The sequence below is a fragment of the Corynebacterium sp. ACRPF genome, assembly GCF_022347395.1.
Lineage (GTDB): Bacteria > Actinomycetota > Actinomycetes > Mycobacteriales > Mycobacteriaceae > Corynebacterium > Corynebacterium tuberculostearicum_D.
Genome location: NZ_JAKRNB010000023.1, coordinates 1 through 23420, shown reverse-complemented (window position 1 = coordinate 23420; position 23420 = coordinate 1). Strand labels below are relative to the sequence as shown.

General features: G+C 61.4%; 22 protein-coding genes. 9 read left to right on the top strand and 13 right to left on the bottom strand.

The window, feature by feature from the left end; translation table 11 throughout:
- Positions 1-3 precede the first annotated feature (3 nt).
- The 3 genes from MHX61_RS10000 to MHX61_RS09990 all read right to left on the bottom strand — a co-directional run bounded on the left by MHX61_RS10000 (position 4) and on the right by MHX61_RS09990 (position 2428).
- Positions 4-1140: a glutamate--cysteine ligase gene (locus MHX61_RS10000; RefSeq protein WP_204610920.1), complete on the bottom strand. Its 1137-nt coding sequence runs from the start codon at positions 1138-1140 to the stop codon at positions 4-6.
- Positions 1141-1319: 179 nt separating this feature from the next.
- Positions 1320-2129, bottom strand: a complete 810-nt coding sequence (locus tag MHX61_RS09995) for a LytR C-terminal domain-containing protein (RefSeq protein ID WP_239194523.1) — start codon at positions 2127-2129, stop codon at positions 1320-1322.
- Between the two features lie 23 nt (positions 2130-2152).
- Positions 2153-2428: a DUF3263 domain-containing protein gene (locus MHX61_RS09990; protein WP_239194521.1), complete on the bottom strand. Its 276-nt coding sequence runs from the start codon at positions 2426-2428 to the stop codon at positions 2153-2155.
- Between MHX61_RS09990 and MHX61_RS09985 the strand changes: the two genes are divergently transcribed.
- The 4 genes from MHX61_RS09985 to cls all read left to right on the top strand — a co-directional run bounded on the left by MHX61_RS09985 (position 2427) and on the right by cls (position 6402).
- A complete protein-coding gene (locus MHX61_RS09985) occupies positions 2427-3050 on the top strand; it encodes a peptide deformylase (protein ID WP_005325608.1) in 624 nt (207 codons plus the stop codon). The genes MHX61_RS09990 and MHX61_RS09985 overlap by 2 nt on opposite strands.
- A complete protein-coding gene (locus tag MHX61_RS09980; protein ID WP_239194519.1) occupies positions 3050-4039 on the top strand; it encodes a GNAT family N-acetyltransferase in 990 nt (329 codons plus the stop codon). Before MHX61_RS09985 ends, MHX61_RS09980 begins: the two co-directional genes overlap by 1 nt.
- An 89-nt stretch (positions 4040-4128) precedes the next feature.
- Positions 4129-4938 carry an exodeoxyribonuclease III gene (locus MHX61_RS09975; protein ID WP_204610918.1) on the top strand — a complete coding sequence of 270 codons (810 nt, stop codon included), beginning with the start codon at positions 4129-4131 and terminating at the stop codon, positions 4936-4938.
- Entirely contained in the window at positions 4939-6402 is a 1464-nt protein-coding gene (cls, locus tag MHX61_RS09970) for a cardiolipin synthase (protein ID WP_204610917.1), read from the top strand.
- Between the two features lie 112 nt (positions 6403-6514).
- Here cls and MHX61_RS09965 read toward each other — a convergent pair whose 3' ends face one another.
- Genes MHX61_RS09965 through MHX61_RS09955 form a run of 3 tightly spaced genes read right to left on the bottom strand, consistent with a single transcriptional unit; the run spans position 6515 to position 8817 of the window.
- The gene (locus tag MHX61_RS09965) at positions 6515-7294 is read right to left on the bottom strand and encodes an ABC transporter permease subunit (RefSeq protein ID WP_239194517.1); all 780 of its coding nucleotides are present in this window, start codon (positions 7292-7294) and stop codon (positions 6515-6517) included.
- A gap of 6 nt (positions 7295-7300) precedes the next feature.
- Positions 7301-8293 (bottom strand): ABC transporter ATP-binding protein, encoded by a 993-nt coding sequence (locus tag MHX61_RS09960; RefSeq protein WP_239194515.1) that lies wholly within the window; start codon positions 8291-8293, stop codon positions 7301-7303.
- A gap of 29 nt (positions 8294-8322) precedes the next feature.
- Positions 8323-8817 carry an NUDIX domain-containing protein gene (locus tag MHX61_RS09955; RefSeq protein ID WP_005329848.1) on the bottom strand — a complete coding sequence of 165 codons (495 nt, stop codon included), beginning with the start codon at positions 8815-8817 and terminating at the stop codon, positions 8323-8325.
- Between the two features lie 70 nt (positions 8818-8887).
- Here MHX61_RS09955 and MHX61_RS09950 point away from each other — a divergent pair, with 70 nt between their 5' ends.
- The 3 genes from MHX61_RS09950 to MHX61_RS09940 are packed head-to-tail and all read left to right on the top strand — an operon-like array spanning position 8888 to position 13916.
- Positions 8888-10333, top strand: a complete 1446-nt coding sequence (locus MHX61_RS09950) for a hypothetical protein (RefSeq protein WP_239194512.1) — start codon at positions 8888-8890, stop codon at positions 10331-10333.
- Positions 10333-11346 carry a glutamate ABC transporter substrate-binding protein gene (locus tag MHX61_RS09945; protein WP_239194509.1) on the top strand — a complete coding sequence of 338 codons (1014 nt, stop codon included), beginning with the start codon at positions 10333-10335 and terminating at the stop codon, positions 11344-11346. The genes MHX61_RS09950 and MHX61_RS09945 overlap by 1 nt, the downstream gene beginning before the upstream one ends.
- Entirely contained in the window at positions 11343-13916 is a 2574-nt protein-coding gene (locus tag MHX61_RS09940) for a serine/threonine protein kinase (RefSeq protein ID WP_239194506.1), read from the top strand. The genes MHX61_RS09945 and MHX61_RS09940 overlap by 4 nt, the downstream gene beginning before the upstream one ends.
- Positions 13917-13984: 68 nt before the next feature.
- Here the strand turns inward: MHX61_RS09940 and MHX61_RS09935 are convergent, their stop codons facing one another.
- The 4 genes from MHX61_RS09935 to pta form a co-directional block, all read right to left on the bottom strand.
- Complete coding sequence (locus MHX61_RS09935; protein ID WP_370658419.1) at positions 13985-14560, bottom strand: PIN domain-containing protein; 576 nt, start codon at positions 14558-14560, stop codon at positions 13985-13987.
- Positions 14560-15006 carry a helix-turn-helix domain-containing protein gene (locus MHX61_RS09930; RefSeq protein ID WP_239194503.1) on the bottom strand — a complete coding sequence of 149 codons (447 nt, stop codon included), beginning with the start codon at positions 15004-15006 and terminating at the stop codon, positions 14560-14562. Before MHX61_RS09930 ends, MHX61_RS09935 begins: the two co-directional genes overlap by 1 nt.
- Before the next feature lie 137 nt (positions 15007-15143).
- The gene (locus MHX61_RS09925) at positions 15144-16367 is read right to left on the bottom strand and encodes an acetate kinase (protein WP_239194500.1); all 1224 of its coding nucleotides are present in this window, start codon (positions 16365-16367) and stop codon (positions 15144-15146) included.
- Positions 16368-17729, bottom strand: coding sequence for a phosphate acetyltransferase (pta, locus tag MHX61_RS09920; RefSeq protein ID WP_239194498.1), 1362 nt, complete (start codon positions 17727-17729; stop codon positions 16368-16370). It abuts the gene before it with no gap.
- A 228-nt stretch (positions 17730-17957) separates the two neighbouring features.
- On the opposite strand from pta, the gene MHX61_RS09915 reads away from it, so the two are divergent.
- Together MHX61_RS09915 and MHX61_RS09910 are read left to right on the top strand one after the other, a co-directional pair.
- A complete protein-coding gene (locus MHX61_RS09915; RefSeq protein ID WP_239194496.1) occupies positions 17958-19319 on the top strand; it encodes an FAD-dependent oxidoreductase in 1362 nt (453 codons plus the stop codon).
- A 3-nt stretch (positions 19320-19322) separates the two neighbouring features.
- Positions 19323-19805, top strand: coding sequence for a GNAT family N-acetyltransferase (locus MHX61_RS09910; RefSeq protein WP_239194494.1), 483 nt, complete (start codon positions 19323-19325; stop codon positions 19803-19805).
- On the opposite strand, the gene purT is transcribed toward MHX61_RS09910, so the two are convergent.
- The 3 genes from purT to MHX61_RS09895 all read right to left on the bottom strand — a co-directional run.
- On the bottom strand, positions 19802-21154 hold the full coding sequence (gene purT / locus MHX61_RS09905) for a formate-dependent phosphoribosylglycinamide formyltransferase (protein ID WP_239194492.1): 1353 nt from the start codon (positions 21152-21154) through the stop codon (positions 19802-19804). The genes MHX61_RS09910 and purT overlap by 4 nt on opposite strands.
- 151 nt (positions 21155-21305) lie before the next feature.
- On the bottom strand, positions 21306-22163 hold the full coding sequence (locus MHX61_RS09900; protein ID WP_239194490.1) for a class F sortase: 858 nt from the start codon (positions 22161-22163) through the stop codon (positions 21306-21308).
- A 154-nt stretch (positions 22164-22317) separates the two neighbouring features.
- The coding region (locus MHX61_RS09895; RefSeq protein WP_239194488.1) for a VaFE repeat-containing surface-anchored protein at positions 22318-23420 on the bottom strand (1103 nt) is incomplete at its 5' end.

Genomic DNA, 23420 nt, shown 5'->3' with positions numbered 1-23420 from the left:
GCTTTAGAGCGGGCGGAAGGTGTGCAACTCGCGGCAGGTCTCTTCGACCACCTCGCGCCAGCTGCCCGTCTCTTTAAAGAGACGGCGCTGCCGCTCATAGCCGGCTCCGCCATCGATAATTTCGTGGATGAGCTTTAACTCGTTGACGCATCCCAGCTCGCGCGCAATGGGGCTAAACTCATCCACCATCTCCGCTAACTCGTCCTTAACCCAGGCCTCATCGGTCTCGCGGGAGGTAATCACCAGCGCGTCCATGCCATAGCGGGCACCGCGCCACTTATTTTCTGCCACGTGCCAGGGCTGCAGGGTGGGAAGGGGCTCCGCGGCGTCGATAAGCCGGTCGTAGTACACCACCAAGCAGTGAGTGAGCGCCACGATGGCGGAGAGCTCGCGCAGGTTGGACGTCGCATCAGAGACGCGCACCTCCACCGTGCCCCACTTGGACGCCGGCCGAATATCAAAGTGCATGGAACCGGTGTGATTAATAACGCCGGAAATGGCCTGGTCGCGCATATAGGACTGCCACTCGGCCCAATCGCGGAATTGATACGGCATGCCTGCGGTGGGCAGCTGTTGGTACAGCATGGTGCGGTTGGAGGCATAGCCGGTATCGAGGCCCTCCCACCCGGGCGAGCACGCAGAAATGGCCAGCAGGTGGGGGTACTTGGTCATCAGCGCATTGATGATGCGCCATACGCGGTCCTCGTGGCTAACGCCCACGTGCACGTGCGTGCCCCAAAGCAGCATCTGCTTGCCCCAGTACTGGGTGCGCGCGATGATTTCTTGATAGCTGGGCTTATCCGAAAGCGGGTTCTCCCGGAAGTCCGTAAACGGGTGGCCACCAGAGGCCCAGACGTCTACGCCCAGTTTATCGGCTGCTTCTTCCACTGCCTTCAGGGAAGTGTTCAGGTCAGCGATGGCTTCCGGCACGGTATGGCAGACGCCGGTGACCAGCTCCACCGTGTTCTGGAGAAATTCCTTTTCCAGATGAATCTCGGGGTGGGTTGCAGTGGCGAGGTCAATGAGTTCTGCGCCGCGCGGGACAAGGTCGCGCGTGCCACGGTCCACGAGCGCCACCTCCCATTCCACGCCGAGCGTTGGTTCGGGAGAGCGGGCGAATTGTTCTGCCGGGATCTTCACCCATTCAGCTTAACGGGTGACAGGTATTAAGAAGTGAATTTTATTTAACCTGTTCGCACCGGCGGGCCTGCGGGCGCGGAAAAGGTCAGATCACAAAAGTCCAAGGCCTTCGGTCGAAGAACTTTGGTGTTTCTCTTCGGCCGGATGGCCTTGGACTTTAAATTAGGTGCGCGGCTTGCTTAGGCCTGCGGAACCGCCAGGGCGACGACGACGGCGCCGTCATCGGTTGCTTCCTTAGGCAAATCGCGGTTCATCGGGGCGATATCGGCCTGGTAGCGGGCGGCGACCTCCTTAGCCAGTGCTTCAGCGGAGGTATCACCTTCTGGGAAGAAGACGGTGGTCTTCGGGACGGTAAGGACATCGCCAGGCAGGTTACCTACGTAGCCAACCTTGAAGCCGCCCCCCTTGAGGGAATCGGCTTCCTTCTTGGCCTTGTCTACCTCGCCGGAGTTATTGAGAACGCTGACCTTAATATCGTTGCGGTCGCGCGCGGCGGAGTGGGCGTTCTCCTCGCCTGCGGCGGCTTCTCCCCCGGCCGCGGCTCCCTCATCGGCAGCGCCGGAGGCAGCTCGGTCGCCTGCGCCGTCGCCTTCGCCCTCACCTGGTGCCGGTGCGGGGGCAGGGGCGCTCGCACCCTCGGAAGCGCCTGGCGCGCCAGGGGCACGGGAGCCTGCGGCGTCGGGGCCGGCAGATCCTTCGGGCGCGGCACCGATGGTGGAACCGGTGGAGTTTTCCTGCTTGCTCTCGGAGGCAACGGTGGAGTCATCGTCGCCTGAGGTCATGGAGTACAAAGCCCAGAGTCCGAGCATAACGGCCACGGCGATGAGGACCATCGCCAGGCCGCGCAGCGGGAGGCCGCCCTTTTTAGCGTGCGCGCCTCCACCAGCGGGGCGCTTTGCTGCACGGGAAGCGGACGCACCGGCAGCAGAGCCGGCGCGGGTTTCGTCGGATACCTTGTCGGTCGAATTTTCCGGATTCACATTAGTCACATACGCAACACTAGTACCCAGAATTAACTATCTGGGGTATTTCCCCGCGCGGCGCGCCGCGTGTCTTCTCGCTCCTCGCGCAGGCGCCGCAGCCGTGCGACCAGGAGGGGATGGGATTGGGCGGCCGCGGGGGCGTCGAGAAGCAGGTTAAGGCGCTGGTGGTAGCGCACCGGGGAGATGTCCAGCTGCGCACGGATGGCCTCTTCCTTGTGGCCGATGCTGCGCGGCGCGGTTTCCTCGAAGTCCAAAATGGCGGCGTCTAGGTCAGACAAGGGGTTCATGCCTAAACTGTAAGGCATGACTATTCGCCCCATCGTTATCCACGGCGAGACCGTGCTTCACGAACCCACCCAACCGGTGGAAGAATCCGAGATTTCCACCCCGGAAATGCAGCAGCTCATCGCGGACATGTATGAAACCATGGACGCCGCCAATGGCGTGGGCCTGGCCGCTAACCAGGTAGGAATTGGCAAGCGCCTCTTTGTCTACCACTGCCCCGATACGGATGGCCCCAATGGCACCGAGCTGCCGTCCGAGGAGGCGGGCATGCGCAAGGGCTGCGTTATCAACCCCGTGCTGGAGACCTCCGAGATCCCAGAGACCATGCCGGCCGATGATGGCTCCGATGACGAGGGCTGCCTCTCCGTGCCAGGCGAGGGCTTTCCCACCGGCCGCGCCGACTGGGCGCGCGTGACCGGCAAGGACGAAAACGGCAATGACATTTCCGTCGAGGGTTATGGCTTTTTCGCCCGCTGCCTGCAGCACGAGACCGGCCATCTCGATGGCTTCCTCTACACCGATACCCTCATTGGCCGCTATAAGCGCCAGGCCAAGAAGGCCATTAAGCGCCACGGCTGGACCGAGCCAGGTTATTCCTGGGTACCGGGTGAGGACGCCGATCCCTTCGGCCACGACGACTAATGTCACGCATTTTCCGCTCCGATGCCGTCCAAGTGGGCGAGCGCGTGGTGGCCCGGCGCGACTTCGGCGATGTGCATAGCGATGTCATTGGGCACGTACTGAGCCTCAATCCGCTGGTCATTCGCCCACAAGAGGTCGGCGGCTACCCCTCCGACCTGGAGGCGGTGGAGATCCCGCCAGAGCAGCTGAAGATCATTAAACGCCTCTCCCCGCGCATGGTCCGCAATTCCGATATCCGCGCAGTGGAGGTTGCCGCGGCCGCGGCTTTCCCCAGCACAGACCACGCTTGGACCAGCGACGGTTCCTGGCTGTTGCGCGCGAGCGACGGGGTTTCCGGCCGCTCCAACTCGGCCGTGCCCGTGGGGCCTTCGGCCGGCTTCACTCCGGTGCCACTGGAGGAGATTAAGGCCTTCTACGCCCGCCACAGCCTTCCAGTGCGCCTGCTAGTCCCGGAGCGCATAGGCAAGCCGGCCGAGCGCCTGCTCGCCGACCCCGCCTGGGAGACTGAGCCAGAGGTCCTCGCCATGGTCCTGCGGAATCTGCCCGCGCTTGCCGACGCCCCCTCTCCCTCCCCCACCTTCCACCTCGCCGCCCAGCCCGATGACGAGTGGCTGGCGATGTATCAATCCCGCACCGATGCCCTTTCTGCCGAAGCGTTGCAGAGCCTTGGCGCTCACCTCGAGGGGACGCTCGGATTTGGCCGCCTAGTCCTCGATGGCGAGACCGTCGCCATTGCCCGCGGCACCCTGAGCGAATCCGGCGATGGCACCACGTGGCTGGGTCTTTCCTCCATCGAAGTGGCCGAGGACTTCCGGCGCCGCGGATACGGTGCACTCGCACTCCAGCATTTGCTGCACTGGGGCCACGACAACGGCGCTGAGCACGCGTACCTCACCGTCCCGGCCTCGAATATCGCCGGCGTGCGGCTGGCGGAGAAGCTCGGTTTCATCGAGCAACACCGGCGCATCTACGCCCGCCTGCGCGACTAGCTCTCCGCGCTGCGGACTTCCGGTCTGGGCGGTGAGCCTTATGGGACTGCCCGCTGACCTTGCTACAGCGGGCAGGTAACCTATGTGGCATGCGCATCGCCACGTGGAATATTAACTCCGTTCGTACCCGCACACAGCGGGCGCTGGACCTTATCTCCAAGCACGACATCGATGTTTTGTGCCTGCAAGAAACTAAGGTAAAAGACGATAAGTTTCCACGCGAGGCCTTCGAGGACGCGGGCCTACATGTCACCTGCCACGGGCTCAACCAGTGGAACGGCGTGGCCATTGTGTCCAAGGAAGAGCCCGAGGACGTCTTTATCGGCTTTCCGGGCCAGCCAGGCTTTGCCAAAGATCCAGAAAAGCCGCAAGACCGTGAGGCCCGAGCACTAGGGGCGCGCATCCGTGGCGTAGAAATCTGGTCTCTCTACGTGCCCAACGGCCGCGAGATTACGGACCGCCACTACGACTACAAGCTGGACTTTCTCTATCACTTGGCGCGCTATGCAGAAGATCATGCGCAATCCAAGCTGCTTATGACCGGTGATTTCAATATTGCCCCGCGCGATGAAGACGTGTGGGATATTGAGGCATTCCGCGGCAAGACTCATGTCACCGAGCCAGAGCGCGCCGCGTTCCAGATGCTGGAAGAAGCCGGCCTCGAGGAAGTTACCCGCCGGTTCACGGAGGACCAGCGCTATACCTACTTCGATTACAAAGGCATGCGCTTCCAAAAGAACGAAGGCATGCGCATCGACTTCCAGTTGGCTTCAGCCCCGCTTGCCAAGCATGTGACCGGCGCGCAGGTAGACATGGTGGAGCGCGCCGGCGATAAAACCTCTGATCATTGCCCGCTTATCGCAGATTACGATCTGCCCGATTTCGATTCCGTTCGTTAAATGTCTTGGTCTCTTGATCTCAGCTTCTGGCAGCTCGTATTCCTGATCCTTGATTACGGCATCAAGATTATTGCCGTTGGTTTTGTGCCGGAAGGCCGTCGGCCTTCCAGTTCCACCGCGTGGCTATTGGCTATTCTGGTGCTGCCATTTATCGGCCTGCCGCTGTTTTTGCTCATGGGATCGCCGTATATCAACCGGCGTCGCCACCGCATCCAGCAAGAAGCCAATGAGAAGATTGAAAACGTCACAGCCCGCACCCCGGATCATCCGCAGGGCCTCCTTTCGGCGGAAGTAGAGTCGGTTATTCGGCTCAACCGCGAGCTGACCGGGTTCCCAGCATTGGTGGGCCATAACCTTGGCCTGCACGCGGATTATGACGAGTCCATTCGCGCCATTACCGCCGCTATTGACCGCGCCGAGAAGTACGTATCCATCGAGATCTACATCCAGTCCTGGGATGAGACCACAGACGTCTTCTTTGAGTCGCTGCGCAGGGCTACCGCCCGAGGTGTAAAGGTGCGCTTGCTCTTGGATCAGATCGGCAGCTTCAAGTACAAGGGCTACTTCACGCTGGGCAAGCGGCTAACGGAGATAGGCGTCGACTGGCATCTCATGCTGCCCATCCAGCTCCACAAGGGCCGCTTCCGCCGCCCTGACCTGCGCAATCACCGCAAGCTGGTGATTATCGATGGCAAGGTGGGCTTTATTGGCTCGCTGAATATGATTAAGCGCCAGTACAAGACCAAGGACCGCTACTGGATTGACTACATGGTGGAGCTTTCCGGCCCGATTGTGACCTCCATGTCCGCAATCTTCGCCGTGGATTGGTACCTCGAGGCAGAAGAGAACCTGCCACTGGATGAGCTGCCATATGACGACGCCCAGACTGCCGACGCCAACCACCTCCAGATAATCCCCTCCGGGCCGGGTTACACCACTGAGCCAAACCTGCGCATGTTCAACTCCTTGGTACACCACGCCAAGGACCGGCTAGTGCTGTGCTCGCCCTACTTCGTCCCGGATGAATCCCTGCTGGAGGCCGTGACCACCGCCTGCTACCGCGGCGTGGACGTGGAACTTTATGTATCGGCAAAGGCGGACCAGTTTATGGTCAACCACGCCCAATCCTCCTACTACCAGGCGCTGCTGGAGGCGGGTGTGCGCATCTACCAATTCCCCTACCCCTTTGTGCTGCACTCCAAGTTCATCATCACCGACCCGGATGATCCGGGCCGCGATCCGTTGTGCATGTTTGGCTCTTCTAATATGGACCCGCGCTCGTTCGGCCTAAATTACGAATCCACCATGCTGGTGGCCAAGGGAGACCTCATTGACCAGTTCAACCAGCTCGTGGCCAATTACCGCGCCGTATGCCACGAGCTGACCCTTGAGGAGTGGAATGAGCGTGGCTTCATCCGCCGTTACGTGGATAATGTCATGCGTCTAACTTCTGCGCTGCAATAAAGCGGGCAGCGGCTGCGCTAGCTGGCAGCGGAGATAGCTGTGGCGATAAGAAACCGCCCCGGTATGCAGCCAATGAGCTGCCATCCGGGGCGGTGCTGTGCGTTAGAGCCGCTTAGGCGTCGCGCTTTTGCAGCAAGATGACACCGAGGACCCACAGGATAACGGCCCAGGCAATAAATACCAGGCAGAATCCCCAGGATTCCTTCCACGGAGCATCCACCGGATCTATCTCCCAAAGCCAAGACTGGAAAGACTTGAACGGCATGAAGTTAACCAGCTTGCTACCAACCTTGGGGATGCTGGCTACGAGATTGTCCACGCCGAGGAAGAGGATGAGGCCGATAGCCACAGCACCAGCCGTCGAACGCAGCAGCAGGCCTAGGCCTTGTGCGAAGAGGACAAGGAGCGCGGCGGCTAGGGGGTACTTCCACAGCTGCTTTTGTCCCATCTCATCGTCCCAAGGGTGGAATTGCGCGGCTACCTCATCGTGGGCAAAAAGCTCGGTAAGCAGGTAGGCGCCCGCCACGGCGATGAAGGTCAGCGCGGCCGCGATAACCGCGTACATGAGCAGCTTGACCAAGGCCACCGACCAGCGGCGCGGGGTAGCCATAAACGTGATGGTCTGCGTGCCGTAGCGGTACTCGGTGGTCACGATCATGATGGCTTGGATCATGAGCACGGGCAGGCCGAGGCCGAAAAGAACAGACACCGCGCCATCCGGGGTGATAACATCCATGCCCAACGCTGCATCCTCGGGGGTTTCTGCCGGTTGGGTAAGGCGAGCATTCAAGATAGCCCAGCCCCACACAAAGAAGAGGAATATGAAGGTGGTCCACCAGAAGGAGCGGGTGGTGTGCAGCTTGGTCCATTCGGACTTCAAGGTATTCAGCATGGCGAATTAAACCTCCTGCTGGGTGGGTCGAGCGAACGGAGTGGCGGCGCCAGCGGTGCCAGCGATGCCCGGGTTGGGGGCGCCGGTGGAGCCGTGGTACTGGACGGCGTCGCCAGTAAGCTCCATGAAGGCATCCTCCAAGGAGGCGCGCTTGAGGCTGAGCTCATTTAGCGGCACCCCGGTGGAGTAGGCCAGCTGGCCCACGAAGTCCGTGGTCTGGTTGGAAATCACCAGGCGGGGGCGGCCTTCCTCGTCGGTGGACTCAGTAAAGGCGATGCCCTCAGAGCGCAGCGCGGAGCTAAAGGCATCGAGATGGTCGGAGCGCACCAGCACAGAGGACTGCGAGTGGTCCTTCACAAAGTCATAGGTGGGCTGGTCAGCCACCAAGCGGCCCTTACCAATGACCACGAGGTGATCGGCGGTCTGAGACATCTCCGAGAGCAGGTGGGAGGAAATCAAAATGGTGCGGCCCTCATCGGCCAGGGCGCGCACGAGCTGGCGGACCCAGCGAATGCCCTCCGGGTCGAGGCCGTTGACCGGCTCATCCAGGATGAGGATACCGGGGTCACCGAGCAGCGCGCCGGCTAGGCCTAGGCGCTGGCCCATGCCGAGGGAGAAGCCGCCGACCTTCTTACCGGCGACGTCGGAAAGCCCTACCAGCCCCAAGACCTCGTCAACGCGGGAAGTAGAAATGCCGTTGGACTGTGCAATCCATTTCAGGTGGTTGGCGGCGCTGCGGTTGCGGTGCACCGCTTTGGCATCGAGCAAGGCGCCTACCTCACGCAGGGGATCCTTCAGCTCGTGGTAGTGCTTGCCATTGACGCGCGCCCTGCCGGCTGTGGGAGTATCCAAGCCCAGGATCATGCGCATGGTGGTGGATTTGCCCGCGCCATTGGGACCCAGGAACCCGGTGACCATGCCGGGTTTTACCTGAAAGGTGAGATCGTCAACGGCGCGGACAGACTTATATTGTTTAGTCAGTCCTTCTACTTCGATCATGGCACTAGCGTGCCATAAATCCGGCAACTTTACCTGTTTAATGCCTCCACGCTCTCCCGCAGGGTGGGAAAGGCGTGGCGGAAGGCGGCCAGAAGGGGGAGGCTTTCTACCTCTTCAAAAGGCACCCAGCGCAGCTCATAGGACTCTTCATTAGCTGTAGTAGGAAGCGGTGCGCCGGTGCGCGTGCGTGCTAGGACGGTGGTGTAGGTCCACTCCCCCGGCAGATCCCCCGCCGCGGGATAGGGCCCGGCCGTTACTCGCGCATCGAGCACCTCTACGTCCTGGGGTGCAATCGCACATTCTTCATGGGTTTCACGCAGCGCGGCCTGGGTGGGCGTCTCCGTAAAATCGCGGGCGCCACCCGGAATCCCCCAGGTATCGCCGTGATTGGTCCACGCGGCGCGGTGCTGGAGGAGCACCTTGCGCCCGGCGACGAGGAACAGGCCGGCGGCACCAAATTTTCCCCAGACGCGAATGCCGCCGGGGCCTGCCGCCCAGCCGTCTCCACTGTGAGGGTTATGCATGCTGCCTATCCTAGCCACACACGCGGGTATATGGTGGCGCCCAGCACACTGCGGGCGCTATTCTAAGTGAATGACCGAGCAGGCAGTCCGGGCAGAAAGCGTGCATGACGAGCACGCTCACCCGAGCGATCACTGGCTCGATGAGGTCACCGCGCCCACCGGCCCGGCCTTCAGCGGGCTCAGTAGCCGCGCCATGGAATGGTTCGCGGGCCCGGCGCGCCTGCTGCGCCGCTTTTACTACTTTGCCTCCACCACCCCAGGCAAGCTTTTTACGGTCACGCTCATTCTCACCGTTGCCCTAGGCGCCGCCGGCTTATCGATGTCCCAATCTTCCGCCGCCCGCCACTCCGACCTAGACGAGCTGCTGAGCACCACCGAGCCGATGTCGAACGCGGCGCACCACCTTTATAGTTCGCTCTCGGTGGCCGATACCGTGGCCACCACCGGCTTCGTGCAGGCCGGCGTGGAATCCGAGCGTAACCGCGATAGCTATAACGAGGCCATCGATGCCGCTTCCGTAGCGGCCACCGAATCCGTGCTGGGCACCACCAAAGAGGATGGTCGGGTGCGCGAGCTGGTGACCTTTATCCAACGCGAGTTGCCCGTCTATACCGCAATGGTGGAAAAGGCCCGCGCCAACCATCGGGCGGGCAATGCGGTGGCCAATTCTTATATGTCCAATGCCTCGGCCCTGATGCGCGAGCATATCCTGCCGGCTGCCTCCGAGTTGTTCCAGCTGACCACCGCCAAGGTAAATCAGCAACAGCAAGAGCTCACCTCGCCGCAGTGGGTGCCACTCTCCGGCCTTTTGGCGGCACTCTTCTTCCTCGCTGTGGCCCAATGGTGGCTGTGGCGCCAGACCCGCCGGCGTTTTAACCGCGGCTTCTTAACTGCCAGCGTGCTGCTTTTCTTGGCCATCTCCTGGGTGGCACTATCCAACCTCGCCACCTGGTCCACCGGCCACCAGGGCTTTGAGACGGCCTCGCGCCCGTGGGATTCGCTCACGGCCTCGCGGATTGAGGCGCAACAGGCACGTACCTCTGAGACCCTGGCGCTGGTGCTGCGCTCCTCCGAGGAGGATTCGATGGTGCGTTTTTCCAGCTCCATCAACTCCATCGAAGGAGCCCTCGAGGATTATGAGGAGGCGCTCAATGATGAGGACGTGGAGGTCACCGACCCAGAACTCATTCACAGCGCCCGGGCGGCCGCCGAGCAGTGGCGCGGTACCCACGACAAACTCATGGTTGCGCTCAAGGAGGGCGACTATGACGAGGCCATCTACCAGGCCACGGCCACCGAGCCCAGGAATGGCGAGATGACCGCAGCGCGTTCCTATGACGAGCTCGACGCGGAGCTCTCGGATCTCATTGGCCAGGCGCGCATCGCCATGCGCAGCTACTTGGAGCGCGGCCTGACCGCCATGACTGCGGTGTCCTCGGCCGTGTTCCTGCTGACCTTGTGCGCCATTATTGCCGTATGGCTGGGCATCCGCCCCCGACTGCAGGAGTACCTCTAATGCGCCGCCCACGCCTTACCCTCGCCGCGCTTGCCTGCGCCTGCGCCGCGCTACCGCTCGCCTCTTGCGATGTTCGCTCCACCCCGCCGCTGGAGGCGCCCGCCGAGCACGCCCTCGATTCAAAACCGGGCCCACCGCTGCCGGAAGGCGCGGAAATTGAAAAGGCCGGATCTACCGCAGCTCACCGTTCCTCTGATGAGGAAATCAGGGGCAGCTACCGCCCGGATGATAGGAAGGCGAAGGAGCGGGTGCCGGACATCGTCAAGCGCGGCCGTCTCATCGTGGGCGTGGACCGTTCCAATAACTTGCTGAGCTACCGCGATGCCGCCACTGGTGACGTGCGCGGCTTCGAGGTGGATATTGCCCGCGAGATTGCCCGCGATATCTTTGGCGATCCCAACAAGGTGGACTTCCGCTTCGTGGAATCCTCCGACCGCGTCGATGCCCTCAAAACCGGCGCGGTGGACATGATTGTGCGCACCATGACCATTAGCCCGGAACGCGAGCGCGACGTGGCCTTTTCCATTCCCTATATGAGCACCCAAACCCGCATGCTGGTGCTTACCAATTCCGGCATTAAGTCCGTGAAGGACGCCGCCGGTAAGACCCTATGCGGTGTGGGCGCGTCCACCGCGCTGGAAACCATCCGCGAGCACGCCCCCAAGTCCGATATCTTGGTTACCCGTTCCTGGGGCGATTGCCTGATGGCCCTGCAGCTTAACCAGGCCGATGGCATCGTCGTCGATGATGCCTTGCTCTCCGGCATGGCCGCCCAAGACTCCTATACCTCCATCGTGGGTGAGCCGCTAGAGACCGAGAATTACGGCGTGGCCGTGCGCCGCCCCAGCAAGCAGCATGACACCCGCTCGCTGCTGCGCCAAATAAATTCCACGCTCGAACGCATCCGCCGCGACGGCACTTGGTCAAGAATCTTTGAGGAGTGGCTCGGCACCTACCTGGAAGAGCCCACGCTGCCGGCCGGTACGTACATCGAGGAGGACGCTAAGCCATGAGCCATAACCCGAATTTCAGCGATGACGAGCTCGAATACATCGAGCCGGAGAACCTCGATACCCAGCGCGCCTTCCGCCAGCCCACCAATGCCGCCAATTCCGCGCAGGAGCCGGATGCGCTGGACGATGCCTCCTTGGACGACGGCCCCGCCACCGCCGCCGTTGCTTTCGACCCCTTTGCAGACGAGGACGACGAGGGCACTGCGGCCGTGGCCTTTGACCCCTTCGCCGATGAGGATGAGCCCGGCGATGATGCTGGGACCTCCGCTGTTGCCTTCAATCCCTTCGCGGACGAAGACGAGGACGCCGATGGTTCCATCGACCCAGACCACATTTCCACCCTGTTAGCAGACCTAGACAATATCCGCGCCCAGCGCGAACAACAGCGCGCCCAAAAGGCCCAGGAGGACTCCTCGCAGCGCTCGCGCCGGCGCGCGCTGGATACCTTCCGTGAGCGCCGCGGCACCCACCGCTCCGAGCGCCGCGTGGCCGATGGCATGGTGCGCCTGCCGTTTATCACCCCGGCCGAGCCGACCGATGCCCTCATTGACCCCACCGAGGAATCCTCCGGCAAGAAGATTTCGCCACCACAGCTACAGCCCGGTGACATGGTGGCCGGACAGTACGAAATCCTGGGCGTTATCGCCCACGGCGGCATGGGCTGGATTTACCTGGCCAATGATCACTTTGTCTCCGGAAGAGTGGTGGTCCTCAAAGGTATGCAGGCCCAAAAATCGGCCGATGAAACCGCCGCTGCGGTGGCAGAACGCGAATTCCTCGCCGATATTACCCACCCTGGTATCGTCAAGATTTTTAATTTCATCGATGACGCCCGGGTGCCCGGCGGCTTTATTGTCATGGAGTATGTCGGCGGGCCGTCGCTAAGAAGCAGGCGCAAAAAGCAACCAGACAAGCTCCTGCCGGTCGATATCGCCATCGCCTATATCCTAGAAGTCCTGCCGGCCCTGGAGTACCTGCATTCGCGCGGGGTGGTCTACAACGACTTAAAGCCGGATAACATCATCGTCACCGAGGACCAGGTCAAGCTCATTGATCTGGGCGCGGTCTCCGGCATCGGCGCGTTTGGCTATATCTACGGCACCAAGGGCTACCAGGCCCCGGAAGTGGCCACCGAGGGCCCGTCCATCGCCAGCGATATCTACACCATCGGCCGCACCCTGGCTTCGCTCTGCCTCAAGCTGCCTACCGAGGACGGCGTCTATCTGCCGGGCATCCCCACCCCGACCGAGGAGCCGGAGCTGCGCCGCTTCCTATCGCTCTACCGCCTGTTGCAGCGCGCCACCGACCCGGATCCGGAGCGCCGCTTTACCTCCATCAAGGAGCTGCGCACCCAGCTCTATGGCGTGCTGCGCGAGGTCATTGCCATCCGCGACGGCCTGCAATACCCCTCCCAGCACTCGCTGTTCTCGCCGCAACGTACCACCTTTGGCACCAAGCACCTAGTCTTCCGCACGGATCAGCTTATCGACGGCATCGATCGCACCGTCCAAATCACCGCCCCCGAGGTCGTCTCCGCCCTGCCTACCCCGCTGTTGGACCGCGATGACGTGGGCGCTGGCCTGCTGCAGGGCGCTTCCTATGCGGAGCCTCAGGAGGCCCTGGAGACCCTCCGCCAGGCCATGCAGACCCCCGAGTACGAGCACTCGGCTGAAATCCCGCTGGGCGTGGTGCGCTCCATGATCGACCTAGGCTATACCGGCCAAGCCCGCCAGTGGCTTAGCTCCATCGAGGACCGCCTCGGCCGCGACTGGCGTTTCCAGTGGTACGCCGGCATTACCGAACTGCTTCACGACGACTACCGCGACGCCCAGAAGTACTTCTCCACCGTCCTCGATCTTCTGCCGGGCGAGGCGGCGCCCAAGCTGGCCATCGCCGCCATCAATGAACTCATTCTGCAGCAGCTGGACTATAGCGATACCGCGCTTATTGACCCCACCGTGGCCCGCGCCTGCTCCAATATGCATTCCACGCTGGCCGATCTCCCTAACTCCGCCTTTGAGGGCCAGCCGGAAATCTGGAACCACGTCACCCAGGATCCGGCCGCACTGCGCTTTAACTCCATGCGCCTCTACGGCATTGTGTGGTCCACCAACCCCACCACCGTCTCCTCTTCTTTTGGCCTCGCCCGCCAACTGCGCTCCGAGGGCCAGGTGGAGGTAGCTGTCGTGGTACTTGACAAGGTCCCCAATGCCTCGCGCCACTATCGCATGGCCCGCTTGACGACGATCCTCCAGCTCATCGTCCACGATCTTTCCGAGTCCCGCATCCGCCGCGCCGCCCGACGCCTCGAAGAGGTCCCCACCAACGAGCCGCGCTTCCTCCAGATCAAGATCGCCGTCATCTCCGCCGGCCTCAATTTCCTGCGCAATGCCGATCTCTCGCGCGCCGCCTCCCCCAACGACCTCTTCGAATACGCCTTTACCCAGCGCGGCCTGCGCACCGGTCTCTCCGAGACACTCCGCGCCCTCGCGCGCCAGGCACCGTTTAGCCGCCACCGCTACGCGCTCGTTGACCTAGCCAACCAGGTCCGCCCCGTCACTACCTTCTAATCGCTACACAGGCTCGTACAGCCGCCCCACAAGCGGCACATTTTCTAGGCCATCCTGCGCTACATAAATCAGACGACACGTTTGAAAGTTTTAGAACGAAGCATTTCGACTGCCCTCGGTGTTCCCGATAACGCTAATGCCGTTAGGACATCCTCCACGCTTCGCGGTGGCTTTTGAAAAGTGGCAGCCGCGTCCTCAATCGATTGCTGCACAATCGCGGACGAGGAAGCGATTAACTCGCACAAGAACTCATCGGCGCTCTGCCGCCTAATGCCAAAACCATCAAGAATAGAACAAGGAAAGTCTTTTACATTTTCAGTAATGATACTTTGAGCACCACAACTAATTGCTGCCGCTAGGACATGCCTGTCATTCGGATCTGGTAGCCATAGATCATCGATTAATTCCTCGTATCCAGTCACAAGACAGTCCTCGACCGCCAAACACATCAATCTACGGGTGCGGCATAACTTTTTAGGGTTTAAATCAGGGCGATTACGCTGCAAGTTAAAGAAGACTTCATCTAGGATTCTCTCCGTCCATCGGGCACGGAATACAGCGCTACCAGCCACCCTTATCAAGACATCACGGAGCATGCTCGGGTAGAGCACATTGGCGTCATAAACAACCGTCAACCGCCCCACTAATAAAGCTCCAGGTCCTCCGATAAGGCTGTCAATTCAGCTACGGCACGGCGCTGACTGGCATCTCTTTCATTCTTGTATTTCTGCAGATCCGCAAGACTCACGCGGCGATGGGACCCAACTTTGTAGCCGGGAAGGCTCCCTTCATCAATAAGCTTTACAACGTGTGGCCGCGAAACATTGAGAAAGTCTGCTGCCTGTTGCGTGGTGAACTCGGATTCCTCGGGCACTACGCGGACCGATTTCCCTGCCGCTTCGATGGCGAGAACTTTCTGCAGGGTTTCGGCGATCTCTCGCGGAATTGCGATTATTTGCTCGGTTCCATGCACGAATATATCCACTGGTGCCGGTGAATCTTTTGTCTCCAACACAGAATTGAGCCTTGATAAAGCCTCTTCCGCTGGGCTGGTACCCCGAGTTGTCCCGCCATTTTGTAAGTCCTTCATACCCCCACCCTACAGAATAAACAAAATAAACGAAACGCTTGCTGTACTAGGTTCAGAGATAAAAAAGAGGCGCGCGGCCCTTTGCGGACCGCACGCCTCTCGTTCACATTCCAGCTTCTAACTGGACATAAGAGTCCTTACTTGTAGAGGCCAGCCTCACGCGCCATTGCGGCGATTTCGGCGGACTTCTGAGCGATAGCCAGCTCCTCGTTGGTCGGAACGACAAAGACCTTAACCGGGGAATCCTCGGTAGAGATCATGCGCGGCTGGTCGGAACGGACCAGGTTGCGCTCCTTATCAAAGTGGATGCCGTACATATCCAGGTTGTACAGGGAGTCCTGACGGACCTCGGTATCGTTTTCACCTACGCCGGCGGTGAAGGTGATGGCGTCAACGCGGCCGAGGGAAATCATATAAGAACCGATGAAGCGGCGTAGCTGGTGGATGTAAATATTATAGGCCAGCCAGGCGTCTTGGTCCTCGTTATCAATGCGCTCGCGCAGCGTACGGAAGTCATTGACGCCGGCGATGCCCTTGACACCGGATTGCTTATTGAGCAAGGTGTCAATCTCGTCCACACTCATGCCCGCCTCGCGGACGAGGTGGAAAATGATACCCGGATCAATGTCACCGGAACGAGTACCCATAGCCAGGCCTGCCAACGGGGTAAGGCCCATCGAGGTATCGATAGCGCGGCCGTTGCGGATAGCCGCTGCAGAAGCACCGTTGCCCAGGTGAAGGGTGATCTGGTGGGTGTGCATCGGGTCGCGGCCCAAGAGACCTGGCACCTGCTGGGAGACGAACTCATGGGAGGTGCCGTGGAAGCCGTAGCGGCGGATATCGTACTTGGAGGCCACCTCATTATTGATGGCGTAGAGTGCGGCAGCCGGCGGCAGGGTATTGAAGAAGGCGGTATCGAAGACGGCAACGTGCGGGATATCCGGCAGCATCTTGCGGGCCACGCGGATGCCGTCCAGGTTGGCCGGGTTGTGCAGCGGAGCCAGCGGGATGAGGTCTTCAATCATGGACTCAATCTGGTCCACGATGAGCTGTGGCTCGGAGAAGAGGCGGCCGCCGTGAACAACACGGTGACCAACGGCGATGACATCCACGTCGGTTGGGCCAACGTTGTGCTCGCTCATGATGGCAAAAGCGCGCTCAAGGCCGAAGGAGTGAGTAGGGATCTCCAGCTCTTCCTTGTACTTCTCGCCACCGGTCTTGACGGTGACGGCGCCGAGGGGCTCGCCAACCTGCTCGACCAGGCCAGAGACCAGCGGCGTATCCGTGGCGCTGGACTCGGGATCGACCAGCTGGAATTTAACGGAGGAAGAACCTGAGTTAAGGACCAGAACGTATGACATTTATTTCTCTCCAGCCTGAATAGCGGTGATTGCAACGGTGTTGATGATGTCCGGAACGGTCGCGCCACGCGACAGATCGTTAACCGGCTTGTTCAGGCCCTGCAGGATCGGGCCCACGGCGAGCGCGCCGCCGGTGCGCTGTGCCGTCTTGTAGCCAATATTGCCGGCCTCAAGATCCGGGAAGACGAAGACGTTTGCCTTGCCGGCCACCTCGGAGTTCGGCATCTTCTTAGCCGCAACGCCTGGGTCGCAGGCGGCGTCGAACTGCAGCGGACCATCCACCTTGACGGAAGAATCCAGCTTCTTGGCTGCTTCGACGGCGGCCACTGCACGGTCAACGTCCGGGCCGGAACCGGAAGTGCCGGAGGAGTAGGACAGCATGGCCACGCGTGGATCGATGCCGAACTGGGAGGCGGTCTGTGCGGAAACGATGGCGATCTCGCCCAGCTGCTCAGCGGTGGGGTTCGGGTTGACGGCGCAGTCACCAAAGGCCCACAGGCGGCCGCGCATGACCATCAGGAAGATGGAGGAGACCACGGAAGCATTCGGCTTGGTCTTGATGATCTGGAAGGAAGGCTTGATGGTGTGGGCGGTGGTGTGAGCAGCACCGGAAACCATGCCATCGGCCAAGCCCTTGTGCACCATCATGGTGGCGAAGTAGGAAATATCCTTCATCGTCTCGCGAGCCTGCTCGAGGGTAACGCCCTTCTTCTTGCGCAGCTCGGCAAAGTCGGCAGCGAATTCCTCTGCCAACGGGGACTCGAGGTGGTTGATGATCTCGGCACCAGCCAGGTCGAGCTTGAGCTCTTCGGCACGGGCCTTGATATCAGCCTCGTTGCCCAGAATGGTCAGCTTGGCAACCTTATCGCGCAGCACCACGTGGGCTGCCTCGAGGATGCGGTCATCGTCACCCTCTGGCAGAACGATGTGCGAACCGGCGGCGCGGGCCTGGTCAATGAGCTGCTTCTGGAAGAGGTCTGCGGACATGACCGGGGAGACGTCGCCAAGCGCAGCAAGTGCGCCCGGAACCGCTTCCAGATCGGTGAAGATGCCAGCGACGGTAGCCCCCAGGGATTCCGCATTGTGCTGGGCAAGCTCGCCGGTGCGCTGCGGGGCGCCGGAAATGATGGCCAGCGGCAGGCCAAGGGCGGCAGCTACCTCAGCATCGAAGGCGATATCGCCGGTGCCCTGCGCCACGATGTTCTCAGCGGCGGGAGCCTCAGCAAGTACGGCGGCGACGGTGGCATCGAAGTCTTCGAGGCGGATGAGCTCCGCGCCTAGGTCTTTAGCCAAGGCGGGCACGTCGAGGCCATCGAAGCCACGGCCGATAGCGCTAATAACTGCGGAATGGGATGCAGACATGCAATTTACCTTTCAGTCACGGTCACTTGAACACAATTAACGCGTGTCATAACTTCATGTCAGCCATCACAGTTATTAACACGCGGTGACTATTCCACTGTACGCGATTTACCCCCTCCTATGCCCCATCGTGACCTCCCTAAACTGGGGTTAGTAACGCTGTGGTTTTTATCGCATAGTGACCGCGTAGAATATGCAGCACAACGAAAGAAAGGACTCCCTAAGCACATGACTAACCCAGTGCGCGTCGCCGTGGTCGGCTCCGGCCCGGCAGGCATTTACGCCTCTGACCTTCTAGTGAAATCCGACCTCGATGTGCAGATCGATCTTTTTGAAAAGATGCCGACGCCGTTCGGTTTGATCCGCTACGGCGTGGCACCGGATCACCCGCGTATTAAGGGCATCGTGCAGTCCCTGCACAACGTTATGGAAAAGGAAGAGATCCGCTTCCTAGGCAATATTGAGGTGGGCAAGGACATCACCGTCGAGGAGATGCGCGAGTATTATGACGCCATTATCTTCGCCACCGGCGCTACCGCCGATAAGCGCATGGGCATCCCAGGCGAGGACCTCAAAGGCAACCATGGTGCCGGCGAATTCGTGGGCTTTTATGACGGCAACCCCAACTTCGAGCGCGACTGGGATCTCTCCGCAGAGTCCGTCGCCGTCGTTGGTGTGGGCAATGTCTCCCTCGATGTTTCCCGCATCCTGGCTAAGACCGCGGACGAGCTGCTCGTGACGGAGATCCCCAATAACGTTTATGAGGCGCTGAAGAAGAACCGCGCCAAGGAGGTCCACGTCTTCGGCCGCCGCGGCCCGGCGCAGGCCAAGTACACGCCGAAGGAGCTCAAGGAGCTGGACGAGTCCCCGACCATCGAGGTCATCGTCAACCCCGAGGACATCGAATATGACGCCGCCTCCGAAGAGGCCCGCCGCGCCGCCAAATCCACCGACCTGGTGTGCCAGACCCTCGAGTCTTACGCCATGCGCGAGCCGGGCGACGCCCCGCACAAGCTCTACATCCATTTCTTCGAGTCCCCGGTAGAGGTATTGGGCGAGGACGGCCACGTCACCGCCATCAAGACCGAGCGCACCGAGCTCAATGGCGATGGCTCCGTAACCGGTACCGGCAAGTTCACCGAGTGGCCGGTGCAGGCCGTCTACCGCGCGGTGGGCTACCACCCGCAGTCCGTCGACGGCGTACCTTTCGACGAGACCCAGGCCACCATGCCTAACGACGGCGGCCACGTGCTGGCCAATGTCGACGGCGAGAAGCTCCCTGGCCTCTACACCACCGGCTGGATTAAGCGCGGCCCAGTAGGCCTGATTGGCAATACCAAGTCCGATGCCAAGGACACCACCACCATGCTCATCGCCGATTACAAGGCAGGCGACTTAGAGCCGGCCACCAAGCGCGATCCGCAGGATATCCTGGACTTCCTGGCCTCTCGCGATATCGCCGTGACCACCTGGGAAGGCTGGCACCGCCTGGATGCCGCCGAGCGCGCCGCCGGTGAACCGCACGGCCGCGAGCGCATCAAGATCGTCGAGTGGGACGAGATGGTCAAGCACGCCGGTCCGCAGGCCTAGCCCATGCCGCATATCATTTCCGCCGCGCCCCTAGAGCAGCTGGCGGCCTTGGACGTCCACCAGCTCTACAAGCTGCGGGTGGACGTCTTTGTGCACGAGCAGCGCTGCCCATACGCCGAGATTGACGCCACCGACGCCGATCCCCAGACCGTGCACCTGCTGGCCTGGGACGCAGACACCCACGAGCTGCTTGGCACGGCCCGCGTCTTTCCGGCCGCGCCCACTGACGCCGCGCTTGCCGACGCCGCCGGCGCCCAAATCGGCCGCTTCGCACTCGCGCCCGCCGCGCGCGGCACGGGCCTCGGCCGCGAACTCTTCCAAGCGGCCGTCGACCTAGGCGAGCGCATGCACCCAGGCCAGCCGCTCTATCTGGAGGCGCAGGCCGGCCTCGTGGACTATTACGCCGGCTTTGGCTTTACTCCGGTAGGCGAGCTATTCGACGACGAGGGAGTCCCTCACCAGCCGATGCTGCGCCCCGCTTCCTAGTCGGCGTCATCCACGCCGGAGGCAAGCTTCGGGTCGAGCTCCACGCCGCCCTCGTATTCCACGACCTCGATATCGGGAACGTTATCCGCCTCCGGCTCGATGCCGCGCGCACCACCCTGGGCCAAAAGGCCCGGCGTGGAGGTCACCTCGATCTTGTGCGCCGCTAGTGCTGCGCGGTCGCGCGCCTCCTCCGCGCTTTCCGCGGTGGCAGACACCAAGCCCATGCGACGGCCCTTGTAGGCCCCGGGCTTGCCAAAGAGCTTCACGTCCGTCTCGGCGTAGTTGAGGGCCGCGGCGACGCCGGTATAGGCCACCTCATTTAACTCCTCGTCCGCGTGGATGACCACGCTGGCGCCAGGGGTGACCAGGGTGGCGTCGATGGGGTAGCCCAAAATCGCGCGCGCATGCAGGTCAAAGGCGGAAAAACGCTGGGTATAGCAGGTCAGCATCGCCGTATCCGAGGGCCGCGGGGACACGGAGGAAAAGTACACATCATCGCCCGAAACGAAGAGCTCCACGCAGTACACGCCGCGCCCGCCCAACTCATTAGAGATGCGCGCGGCCACCGAGCGTGCGTTTTCCAGCGCGATTTCGCTCATGCCGGTAGGCTGCCACTCCTCCACGAGGTCACCGCGCTCATGGCGGTGGCCGATGGGCTCGCTAAACCACGTGGCCAACTTGCCCGTGGCCGGATCGATGGAGCGGATGGCCAGCAGGGTGACCTCGAGGTCAAAGTCCACGAAGCGCTCGGCCACCACGCGCTGCGAATCCGAGGACACGCGCCGCACGGTCTCCCACGCGGTGCGCACATCCTCTTCATCGCGGGCAATCATGTGGCCCTTGCCGGAGGTGGACACATCCGGCTTAATGATGCACGGAAAGCCCAGCTCCCCCACCGCTTCCTCGAGCTCCTCCACGGAGCTAGCAAAGCGATACGCGGAAACCGGCAGCCCAATATTCTCCGCCACCTCGCGCACGCACTGGCGGTCCTGCGTCATGGCGCAGGCGCGGGCGGAGGGGACCACGATGGCGTCGCTATGCGCCTCCATCTCCTCCAGCGCTTCTACCGCAACGGTTTCTACCTCCGGAACCACAAAATGCGGCTGAATCTCTTGGGCCAGCTGCAGGATGCGCCCGGTGTCCTTGATATCGGCGACGTAGCTATACTGCGCCACCTGGTGCGCCGGCGCGCCCGCATACGAGTCCACCGCGTGGACCTCCAAGCCCAGGTTTTGGAAGGACATGGCCAGCTGCTTGCCCAGCTCGCCCGAGCCCAGCAGCAATACCTTGGTGGCATTGCTGGTCAGCGGCGTGCCAATATGACCGGCGATCTCGCCTGGATTATCCATGAAAATGCTCCTTCTAAGCCGCAGGCAGCGGCGTTTACTGCCTTAAATTATTTCATATTTAGGCCCCAACCCCACCACCTACATGCCAGGTGAGCCGGATAGGCGAAGGCGCCCTGTGGGCAATTCCACAGGGCGCCGTAGGAGTTTCAGCCTAGGCTGCAGGTGCCTCAGCCGGTGCCTCGGCTGGGGCTTCGGCCGGAGCCTCCCCTGCCGGCTGCTCGGCGGGCTGCTCTGGCTCGCCTACCGGTTCCGCCACGGTAATGATGTTGTCCTCATAACCCAGCGCGCCACCAACGAACTGGCCGCCACAGGTAATGAGAACCAGACGGTTCTCGCCTTCCTTATCGTTGACCACATCCGGGAATCCGGAGCCCTTAGGCAGGCGGTACGGAGCCTCGGTCACGCGGAAGGTGCGCTCCTGGCCGTCGATGACCACGGTAAATTCCTGGTCCTTCTTCAGCTTGGTGAACTTCTCCGCATAACCAGTGCCCTGGCCCTGATAGTTAATGTGGCCGGTAATCACACTCGAGCCCACATTGCCCGGCTCACCCGGCACTGCGGAGGCGGAGTACCAGCCCACCCGGGTGACGTCGTGTGGCGGCAGCAGTACGCCCTGGTCCGTGACCTGTACGGGGTCCACGGCCGCGTACTCGCCGTCGATGCCTACCGACATGCCCTCGAAGCCCTTGAACTCGCCAGGCGCGGCCTCATACTCGTGCTCCTGCTGGCCCGAATCATCCACGAAAGCATCGGACTTCGGCCCAGATTCCTCCGGTGCGCTCTCGCTGGCCACCGTCTCCGGCGCCGAGCCGGCCTCATCTTCATCATCGCGCGCCAGGTACAGCACTACCTGCAGCAAGACCAACGCCGCGACAATGATGGCCGCGATAATAGCGATCAGCTTGCCACGGCCCATGCCCTGCTTGCCGACGCCCCCTTCTTCCCCACTCGCCGGATACTGCGAAGCGCCGTTTTCCTCCGCCTGCTCTGGCTCCCTGTGCTTTCCCATAGCTAGCTTCCTTCACTTCCTCGATTTGTCTACCCTGTGCAGGTTATATGCAAATCCCCTCCAGCGTGTGCAATCACACCCTGGAGGGGATTTTGGTGTTTAAGTCTCAGCCCCGGCAGGGCGGCCAGTGGGCCACCTCACCGAAGCCTAGGGATTACTTGATGTAATCCTGCATACCCGGCTCAAGCTCGGTTGCGCCGGACGGTACGGACTTAATCTCAACGCGCTCGGCGTTGGATGGCAGTGCGTTGCCAGTCTCTTCAGGTTCCTGACCCTGGACCTCGACGCCGCGGCCGTGTCCATTGTCAGTGTTGCCGCCCTTAGGAGCATCCTGACCCTTGACCTCATGACCATTACCGCCCTTGTGGCCGTCGGTGTGCTTACCGTTACCACCATCGTGGTTGCCGGTGTTATCACCGTGGCCACCGTTGTGGTTGCCATGGTCGTTGTGGTCGTGGTGATCCTTGATGATCTTGCCCAAGCCGATGCCCGGAATCAGGATGAGCCACCACGGAATCTTGCCCTTGGAGGAACCGTTGGAAGAACCATCCGAGGAACCGCCTGGGGTGTCCTGATCGTGAACCTCGTGGGAGGTCACGGTCTGGGCGTCATCGTTGATGTCCTTGTGCTCAGCGATGTGGTTCGGCTTCTCCGAAGTTGCATCCGGAGTCTCCTCACCCTTGTCGTTGACCTCGGTGGAGGTGAGCTCCTCGAAGGCAACCGCAGCCTGGACAGGCTCCTTCACATCATCGTTCACGGTGATGGTGACAGGCACCATGCCCTTGGACTTCTTCGGGGTGAAGGTCTTCTCACCAGTGCCCAGAACAGACTTGCCGTCCTTCTTGTTAATGAGCTCAGCCTTCAGGGTGTATTCCTTACCCGGAACCAGACCCTCGTAGGAAACCTCGTCAACAATCTTGGCACCAGCAACAACCTCATGAGAACCCTTCTCGAAGTCAGCGTTGGTGGTAATCCACGGCTCATCACCCGGATTCTCACCAGGGTTCTCACCAGGCTCATCACCCGGATTCTCACCCGGGTTCTCACCAGGCTCATCACCCGGATTCTCACCAGGGTTCTCACCAGGCTCATCACCCGGATTCTCACCCGGGTTCTCACCAGGCTCATCACCCGGATTCTCACCAGGGTTCTCACCCGGATTCTCACCAGGGTTCTCACCAGGCTCATCCTTAGGCACAGTCTGGTTCTTATCGTTGATGTCCTTGTGCTCAGCAACGTGGTTCGGCTTCTCCGGAT